We start from the raw sequence: 7931 nt of genomic DNA, 5'->3' as shown, positions 1-7931 counted from the left end.
CGTCTACCTCTTCCGCTGCCTCTTGAGCTAAGGATTTTTCTTTAACACTGTCACCTACGAACTCAGTTTTATCCCATGTTAACAATGTACGGGAACCTTCTAATTCACGGATATGAGTGCAGTCTTGCATCATTTCTAGGACACCGCGGAATTTGCCATTTTCATCGCGCACCGCCGTGTAGATAACATAGATAAACAAGCCTGGTTTATTAATCCAGAATTCAGCTTGGCTTTGCTCGCCAGAACGGAATTTCTCTACGATTTCTTCTACTACGTGAACAGATTTCGCAGGATGACAATTCTTTACCTCACGGCCAATAACGTTAGCACTGCGAGGGAAAATGCGATGTGGCGTATCGCTGTAGAATTTAACGAGTTCGTTTTCATCTACATAGGATAAATCTACAGGAAGATGACGGAACAATAAATTGATTTGTTCTAAGGTCAATTTGCCAGTGGCTACGTCTAGTACAGCATCCTTACCAACAGGTGCCCCGCCTACAGGACCCACATATTTAGACAATAGGCCTGCTAAATCGTTTAAGAATTCGTTAGATACAGCGCCGTTTTGACCAGCGTTATTCGCATTTAGTTGTGCTGCAGAATCATTGATGCCTGGCACTACGTATAAACCTGGTGGATTAATGATAGCATAACCAATTTCATGGTCATTTTTGCTCATGCGCACAAACTCTTCATCACTTAATAATTTAAAGGATGTTGGCAATAAAACCTCTAACTCTTTGGAGTTCAAATCGCGCAATTTTGCCAATGTTTCCGGCACGGACGCTAAGAACTCTTCGTATTTATCTTCACGCAGCAATGCGTAAGAAGCAGAAATAGCATCGCGTACGCCGTCATCAAAGGTCCACATAATACGCGTTGGACGGTCAAAACCATGTTCCTCTAGCATTGGATAGAGTTGGTTTTGCTTACGAGATAGATGCGTTCTCCATTGCGCTAAAGAATCAAAAATACCAAGCCATGGATTTTTAATAAACTTCTCTTGCTTCAGCAATTCATCTGCTTCAAGAGCTACCTTTTCAACAGCATTGATTTCTTCTAAGTACACCCACAACGGATGATTTTCAGGATACTCATTTTGAGCGCGTACTAATACGCCATCAAACAAGTTCAATAAATCATCCATCTTATCTAGGATTTCTTCATCCTTGTAAACACCTTTCAAGCTTTGCTCTGCATAAGCAAACTCATCTGGCGTACAAGTGCCTAATTTTTCTTTCAAAATACGATTGCCCTCTTCTAAGGACAATTTGCCGTCTAAATAATCTTCTTTCACGGACACGATAATTCTGTAACGTTCATTATTAATATCTAGCTTTTGTTTTAATGGATTCATATGTGTATACCTCCAAGGGCTAATGTATTAGTATAATTTCATTATACCATTTTGAAAGTAATTTTCAGTTGCCATAGATACAATTTTGTATTTTTTGTAAAAGTTACAAAACGTAAAAAAGCACCCATACCTAAATATGAGTGCCTTTCATTAGATTAAAAATCAATATATTCAGTTTTAGAAGATGCTACCGGATTACCATTTGAGTCTGTAGCAGGGTTAAATCGCCATGTAGAAATAGTTTCAACGAGAGCCGCATCAACAGCACTAGAGCCACTAGATGCTACGATCTCAATCTCCCCTACAGAGCCGTCTTCATTGATGGTAAAACGTACATCTGCACCATGAACGGCACCATTATAACCGGCAAGAATCGCTCGATCTACAGCTGGCGTAGATACCGCTGTAGGCGGTTGATAAGGAGCCGCCCATACAGAGGCAGCCAAACCAGTTACAAACAATGCGCTCAACATCGTACAACGCAACACTTTATTCATCATTATCTCCTTATTTAGCTGTTACAGCATGCTTAGGCAGAGTAATTGTCATCCCAATTATAGATTCATGAGCCTTTTGATCCGTGCCAATGGCAGGTGTAAACTTCCACTGCATGATTGCTTTTTTTACTGCTTCATCAACGGGAGCATAGCCAGAGGAACGTTCAACGAAAACATTTTTAACATTCCCTTTTTTATCAATCAAGAAGCGTACGCGCATATCTGGCGTCACCGTAGCCGTTTGAGGAATCTCAGGCAACTCAGGCTTCACAATATGAACCTCTCTTGGAGATTCTAAGAACTTTGCCGCATCAGCTGTATAATTACCTAACATGCCGAAAGATGCAACAAGTACAGCTGCAGCAGTGTATCGGAATAATTTATTCATAATAAGCCTCCTTACTCATTTCGTCTATGCATAATATCATACTAAATTAAGATGAATATTTAAAGAATAAATTCTTATTGATAAAATTTCTCATTTATGATATATTGATATCAAGATAACTGTTCGGACTTACATATCAGGTTGATATGACAAAAAACTACACAAAGGAGGTTCATCATGAGACGTAGAAAGCGTATTCAAATGAAGGTCATGATGGTACTTGGTATCGTTGCCCTCATTGGGCCAAACCATCTACAATCTCTCATCCCTTAACGATTGTGACCTTAGCAGAAGAACGTATAACTGCCACTAGCCGCTACGTTAGTAGCGGCTATTTTTCCGCTTAAATAAGGGTAGATTGTATCACTTATGTATTAACAAGATAACTAAAGTTTTTAACGCAGTACCTATAAAAGGAGGTTTATTATGAAATTCAATCGAATCTTACTAATCGTCGTATCATTAGCACTTATGTTGTTCGCATTAGCAGGCTGTGGAAAAGATGCAGCCCAAGACAGCCAGAAAAAACTAAACGTCGTTGCCACAACGACAATGTTAACGGATTTGGTAAAAGAAATCGGCGGTGACCATGTATCTGTACAAGGTCTCATGGGCCCTGGCGTAGACCCTCACCTCTATCAAGCGAGCGCCGGCGATGTAACAACTATGTCTAAAGCAGATGTTGTCGTGTACAACGGCATTCACTTAGAAGGTAAAATGGGTTCCATTTTCGACAATTTAACAAAACAAAATAAAGCTACTATCCGCGTATCCGACGCTATTGATCCAGCTACTTTACTCGACTTTGACGAAGAAGATGGCGTGAAAACTAAAGACCCTCATATTTGGTTCGATGTAGCTAACTGGAAACTTGCTGCCAAAGCTGTTTACGAAGGTCTTGCTAAAGCAGATCCAGCTCACAAAGAAGATTTCAAAAAACGATATGATGCATACCTCACTAAACTAGATGAAACAGATGCATACATCAAAGCACAAGCAGAATCGATTCCTAAAGAATCTCGCGTTCTCGTAACAGCACACGATGCATTCCAATACTTTGCTCGCGCTTATGGCTTTGAAGTAAAAGGTTTGCAAGGTGTAAGTACTGCTACAGAAGCTGGTACACAAGATGTGAATGAACTTGTTCAATTTATCGTAGATCACAAAATTAAAGCGATCTTCGTAGAATCTTCTGTACCACACAAAACAATTGAAGCCGTTCAAGAAGCAGCTAAGGCTAAAGGCTGGAACGTTGCTATCGGTGGTGAATTATACTCCGACTCCCTCGGTTCTGAAGGCACTGAAGGCGGCACATATATCGGTATGGTAAAAGCTAACATCGATACTATCGCTAAAGCACTTAAATAACAAATAACGTTTCAAATCAAGGACGATATAAAATGTATGTCCCTATGTAAGTACACATGCTACTAGTAATACATTACTAGTAGCACTCATTAGTAAAAGGAGGTCTCTATGGAATGGGCCGTTGAAGTTGAAGATATGACCGTAGCCTATACGACAAAACCCGTATTATGGGACGTAGATATGAAGGTGCCCATCGGTTCCTTAGCGGCTATCGTCGGCCCTAATGGGGCCGGAAAATCTACATTATTAAAGGCCATGTTAGGCCTATTAACAGTTATCTCAGGGAGTGTTAAGTTTTATATCGATCACCACTTAGCGATGGACAAATATGATTACAAAAAAATCGCTTACGTCCCACAAAGTGGTAGTGTCGACTGGGACTTTCCTACTACCGTATTAGACGTCGTACTCATGGGCCGTTATGGTCATCTTGGTTGGTTCAAACGACCTAGTAAAAAGGATAAAGAACTGGCCCTCTCCATGATCGACAAAATGGGCATGAGTGACTATGTAAATAGGCAAATTCGTCAACTTTCAGGAGGACAACAACAGCGTGTATTCTTAGCTCGTGCCCTCGTGCAAGAGGCCGATATTTACCTCATGGACGAACCCTTTAAGGGCGTCGATAAAACAACGGAACACGCTATTATTTCCCTGTTACAAGAAATGAAAGCGCGCGGTAAAACGGTTATCGTCGTACACCACGATTTAAATACGGTGCCTCAATATTTTGACTGGGTAACGATGGTGAACAAACAGACTGTTGCCTATGGACCTGTAGCAGATACGTTTACAGAGGAAGCCATCGAGCGCACCTACGGCAAGGGGAGGATTGTATGACCATACTCCAATCCTATACGACGCAGATGGTACTACTCGGCACGGCGCTCTTAGGCCTCGCCAGTGGTATTGCGGGCACCTTTGCAGTACTGCGCAAGGAAAGCCTCATCGGTGACGGTCTCTCCCATGCAGCACTACCAGGTGTAGTTATCGCCTTCTTGCTGACAGGCATTAAGGATATCGAGGTGCTCATCACCGGTGCTGCCCTCTCCTCAATTACCGCAGCTTGGCTCATTACCATCACCGTCGAAAACAGTAAAATCAAATTTGATGGCGCTTTGGCTACTATACTATCTGCCTTCTTTGGGCTCGGTATGGTTCTCCTCACCTACGTACAAAGCCTAAATAATGCAGGGCAGGCAGGGCTTTCAAAATTTATATTTGGACAGGCCGCCACCATATTAGCCCGCGATGTGTACATTACATCGGCGGCAGCACTCATCATCATTGTGTTAACTGCACTATTTTGGAAGGAGCTAAAACTCATTTCCTTTGACGTAGAATATGCCAAAACATTACAGATTCCTGTCACCTTTACCCTCATTTTATATCGTTCACTACTGATTATGACCATTATCATCGGCATTCAGTCGGTAGGGGCTATCTTGATCAGTTCTCTACTCATTGCACCGGCCGTAGGGGCCCGTCAGTGGACGAACAAGCTAGGAACCATGTGTATACTAGCAGGATTCTTTGGCATGGTATCTGCCATCGGCGGCACTATCTGGAGTACAACCGTACAAAAACTACCGACAGGGCCTGCCATCATCGTCATCCTGTCGGTTATCGTCCTATTGAGCCTCATTTTTGCACCTAATAGAGGCATCTTGTGGCAATATCGTAAAAACAAACAATCAAAACAAGCTTTATTATCTGAAACTGCGAGAATAAGCCCTGCTGATTTACAACAAAAGATATATAGAGCTGAGAGAGGGCAGCCTCGTATAGGAGGTGCCCCATGACAGTACATACAGAAATTTTACTCATCGCCATTGCGGTATCTATCGCGTGCTCTATCCCGGGTGTATTCCTCGTACTACGCCGCATGTCCATGATGGCCGATGCCATTACACACACCGTATTCCTCGGCATCGTGCTCGCCTTCTTTGTAACGGAAGACTTAAACTCTCCCTTGCTTCTAGTAGGAGCAACGCTAGTCGGCGTAGGCACTGTATGGCTTACAGAAATGATTCATAACACGGGCCTCGTCAACGAAGACGCGTCTATCGGTATCATCTTCCCCCTTCTCTTCTCCATTGCTATCATCCTCGTCAGTCTCTACAGTGGCAACGCTCATCTCGACGTAGATACAGCACTTCTAGGGGAAATTGCGTTCGCTCCATTTGACAGATGGATTGTAAATGGCACTGACTTAGGTCCTGTATCACTATGGATTTCCCTAGTGGTGGCGCTTATCAACCTCGTATTGGTTATGCTATTCTACAAGGAACTGCAACTCTCTACCTTTGATCCACTCCTAGCAGGGCTTTTCGGCTTTATGCCCGCCCTCATCCATTACGTCCTCATGACCATGGTATCCCTCACCGTAGTGGCCTCGTTCCAAGCGGTCGGTGCCATCCTCGTAATTGGACTCATGATTGGACCAGCGGTCATCGCTTATTTATGGACCGACTCTGTGAAAGCCATGCTTATTAGCAGTATCATCATCGGCATTATCTGTGCTGTCATCGGTACAGAAGTTGCTTTCACACTAGACGTATCCATTGCAGGCGCTATCGCAACGACCATAGGTCTCGCCCTATTAATCGCTGTTATTGGCACGCCAAAGACGGGCTATATCGCCACCTATCGACGCCAACGCCACTTGCGCCGTCACTATCGAGAAATGATGATGCTCTGTCATATCTATACCCATATGAATACGCCTATAGCAGCCACTGAAAACGGTATTGGCACCATTCACGAACACCTGAACTGGAAGCCAGACTATACACACCAAGCCGCATCACACCTTAAGAAACAAGGCTTGCTATATGTGACAAATGGTTACTATATGCTCACCGATAAAGGTGTAGCGCAGGTAAAGGAAATCATTTAATTAATTTTATTTAATGAATGTTAATTAGACGCCTTCAAAAATACATATTTTCCCAACAAAAAGAAGCTGAAATCAATGCTACTCTGCAAGATTTCAGCTTCTTCTTTTGTATGTAATTATATGGCTAGAACACAACACGCATCTGATACCACTTAGCACCACCGTGATCAGATACAGATTCACCTTCATTTACAAAGCCAAACTTGGCGTAATAATGAATCTTTTCTTCCTTACAAGTTAAAATAACCCCCTTACGCTTTTCCTCTCTCGCAAGGTCGATAAAAGCCTCAATTAACATACCACCTACACCACGATTCCGATGCTCTGGCAATGTGTTTAAACCAAATATCATCTGCCATGCACCATTTGGATTATGCAGAGAAGCATCGGCGAACATCTCATCTGTTAAGATTTCATCATCTGTTACGAAGCCATCAATAAAACCGATTGGAGTTTCCCCATCAAAGGCAATTAAAAACTGCCCTGCATAATACTTTAATCGCTCTGCAAAGGCCTCATGAGGTGCCGCCTCTGCTGGCGGAAAGCAAGTTGCTTCAATATGTGTCACTAAATCTAAATCTTCGGTTGTTGCTTTTCGTATTAACATATTAATGTCCCTCTTTATGTATCTATCTATCTATTTATTTGTGTATTTATAGATTTTTATATATTACATTTCAAAATAAATCAGCTAACAATAAATCATTTTTAGTATAAATAGTTTACACCATAAAGGCTACACATAGATATACCTATGTGTAGCCTTATATTAATTCACCTATTATTTTTCTGTATATTTAGGTACATTGCGATACTGCATCGGCAAGGAATTCTCTTTTACCTTAAAACCGTGCCTTTCATAAAACGGTGTATTAGTGCTATCACCAATCATAACATTAATGTACAAGTAAGACTTGTAAGCATCTTTCACCATTTCAAGTAAATGACCTGCAATACCATGGCCCTGATAGTTGGGATGCACTAGCACATAATTTATAAAGCACACTAGCTCGCTATCATCCATAACGCGGATAAGACCAACTAAACGATCACCATCCCACGCAGAAATCACACGAGAAGAATTCATTAGAGCCTTATGTAACCGATCAGGATATTTACCGACTACCCAACGGACAGATAAAAATAACTCTGCTACCTGCTGGGGAGTAAAATTTCGTTCGTTTGTATAAGTAATTGGCATAACAGTCCTCCAATGAATTCCTAGTTTCTTAGAACCTAGATTTCAAGATTCTTATACATACAATATCTAATAGATGCTATCAAATAAGTGATTTACTCATATAGATAACATCATCCATCGGATTATGATAGTACGGCTCACATTCAACAAAGCCATGCTTCTTGTACAAATGGATGGCTGCCTGTAACGGTTCAATTGTGTCCAGCACCATTTCCTTG

9 protein-coding genes are annotated in these 7931 nt (G+C 41.8%); 4 read left to right on the top strand and 5 right to left on the bottom strand.

Translation table 11 applies throughout. The features are described from left to right. The 3 genes from Q0F90_RS05620 to Q0F90_RS05610 all read right to left on the bottom strand — a co-directional run. Positions 1-1360, bottom strand: a 1360-nt coding sequence (locus tag Q0F90_RS05620; RefSeq protein ID WP_296004107.1) for a DUF438 domain-containing protein, incomplete at its 3' end; no start/stop codon positions are given. A gap of 155 nt (positions 1361-1515) precedes the next feature. Next, a complete protein-coding gene (locus Q0F90_RS05615) occupies positions 1516-1857 on the bottom strand; it encodes an energy transducer TonB (RefSeq protein WP_296004109.1) in 342 nt (113 codons plus the stop codon). Between the two features lie 10 nt (positions 1858-1867). Then, positions 1868-2245, bottom strand: a complete 378-nt coding sequence (locus tag Q0F90_RS05610; RefSeq protein ID WP_296004105.1) for an energy transducer TonB — start codon at positions 2243-2245, stop codon at positions 1868-1870. A 426-nt stretch (positions 2246-2671) separates the two neighbouring features. Here Q0F90_RS05610 and Q0F90_RS05605 point away from each other — a divergent pair, with 426 nt between their 5' ends. The 4 genes from Q0F90_RS05605 (at position 2672) to Q0F90_RS05590 (ending at position 6512) form a co-directional block, all read left to right on the top strand. Further along, positions 2672-3613, top strand: coding sequence for a metal ABC transporter solute-binding protein, Zn/Mn family (locus Q0F90_RS05605; protein WP_296004103.1), 942 nt, complete (start codon positions 2672-2674; stop codon positions 3611-3613). A gap of 108 nt (positions 3614-3721) precedes the next feature. After that, positions 3722-4453 (top strand): metal ABC transporter ATP-binding protein, encoded by a 732-nt coding sequence (locus Q0F90_RS05600; protein ID WP_296004101.1) that lies wholly within the window; start codon positions 3722-3724, stop codon positions 4451-4453. Next, complete coding sequence (locus Q0F90_RS05595; RefSeq protein WP_296004100.1) at positions 4450-5415, top strand: metal ABC transporter permease; 966 nt, start codon at positions 4450-4452, stop codon at positions 5413-5415. Before Q0F90_RS05600 ends, Q0F90_RS05595 begins: the two co-directional genes overlap by 4 nt. After that, positions 5412-6512, top strand: coding sequence for a metal ABC transporter permease (locus Q0F90_RS05590; RefSeq protein WP_296004098.1), 1101 nt, complete (start codon positions 5412-5414; stop codon positions 6510-6512). The genes Q0F90_RS05595 and Q0F90_RS05590 overlap by 4 nt, the downstream gene beginning before the upstream one ends. 124 nt (positions 6513-6636) lie before the next feature. On the opposite strand, the gene Q0F90_RS05585 is transcribed toward Q0F90_RS05590, so the two are convergent. Together Q0F90_RS05585 and Q0F90_RS05580 are read right to left on the bottom strand one after the other, a co-directional pair. Next, positions 6637-7119: a GNAT family N-acetyltransferase gene (locus Q0F90_RS05585; RefSeq protein ID WP_296004097.1), complete on the bottom strand. Its 483-nt coding sequence runs from the start codon at positions 7117-7119 to the stop codon at positions 6637-6639. A gap of 174 nt (positions 7120-7293) precedes the next feature. Continuing rightward, positions 7294-7713, bottom strand: a complete 420-nt coding sequence (locus Q0F90_RS05580; RefSeq protein ID WP_296004096.1) for a GNAT family N-acetyltransferase — start codon at positions 7711-7713, stop codon at positions 7294-7296. Positions 7714-7931 lie beyond the last annotated feature (218 nt).

The organism is uncultured Veillonella sp. (genome assembly GCF_934190855.1).
Taxonomy (GTDB): domain Bacteria; phylum Bacillota; class Negativicutes; order Veillonellales; family Veillonellaceae; genus Veillonella.
The sequence above is the reverse complement of the archived record's forward strand: the minus strand, read 5'-3'. Positions and strand labels throughout refer to the sequence as shown.

What these genes read in the sequence shown, in the direction of transcription:
- Q0F90_RS05590 (WP_296004098.1), top strand. Translation starts at nt 5,412, where the DNA reads ATGACAGTACATACAGAAATTTTACTCATCGCCATTGCGGTATCTATC.
- Q0F90_RS05585 (WP_296004097.1), bottom strand. Translation starts at nt 7,119, where the DNA reads ATGTTAATACGAAAAGCAACAACCGAAGATTTAGATTTAGTGACACAT.
- Q0F90_RS05595 (WP_296004100.1), top strand. Translation starts at nt 4,450, where the DNA reads ATGACCATACTCCAATCCTATACGACGCAGATGGTACTACTCGGCACG.
- Q0F90_RS05580 (WP_296004096.1), bottom strand. Translation starts at nt 7,713, where the DNA reads ATGCCAATTACTTATACAAACGAACGAAATTTTACTCCCCAGCAGGTA.
- Q0F90_RS05605 (WP_296004103.1), top strand. Translation starts at nt 2,672, where the DNA reads ATGAAATTCAATCGAATCTTACTAATCGTCGTATCATTAGCACTTATG.
- Q0F90_RS05600 (WP_296004101.1), top strand. Translation starts at nt 3,722, where the DNA reads ATGGAATGGGCCGTTGAAGTTGAAGATATGACCGTAGCCTATACGACA.
- Q0F90_RS05610 (WP_296004105.1), bottom strand. Translation starts at nt 2,245, where the DNA reads ATGAATAAATTATTCCGATACACTGCTGCAGCTGTACTTGTTGCATCT.
- Q0F90_RS05615 (WP_296004109.1), bottom strand. Translation starts at nt 1,857, where the DNA reads ATGAATAAAGTGTTGCGTTGTACGATGTTGAGCGCATTGTTTGTAACT.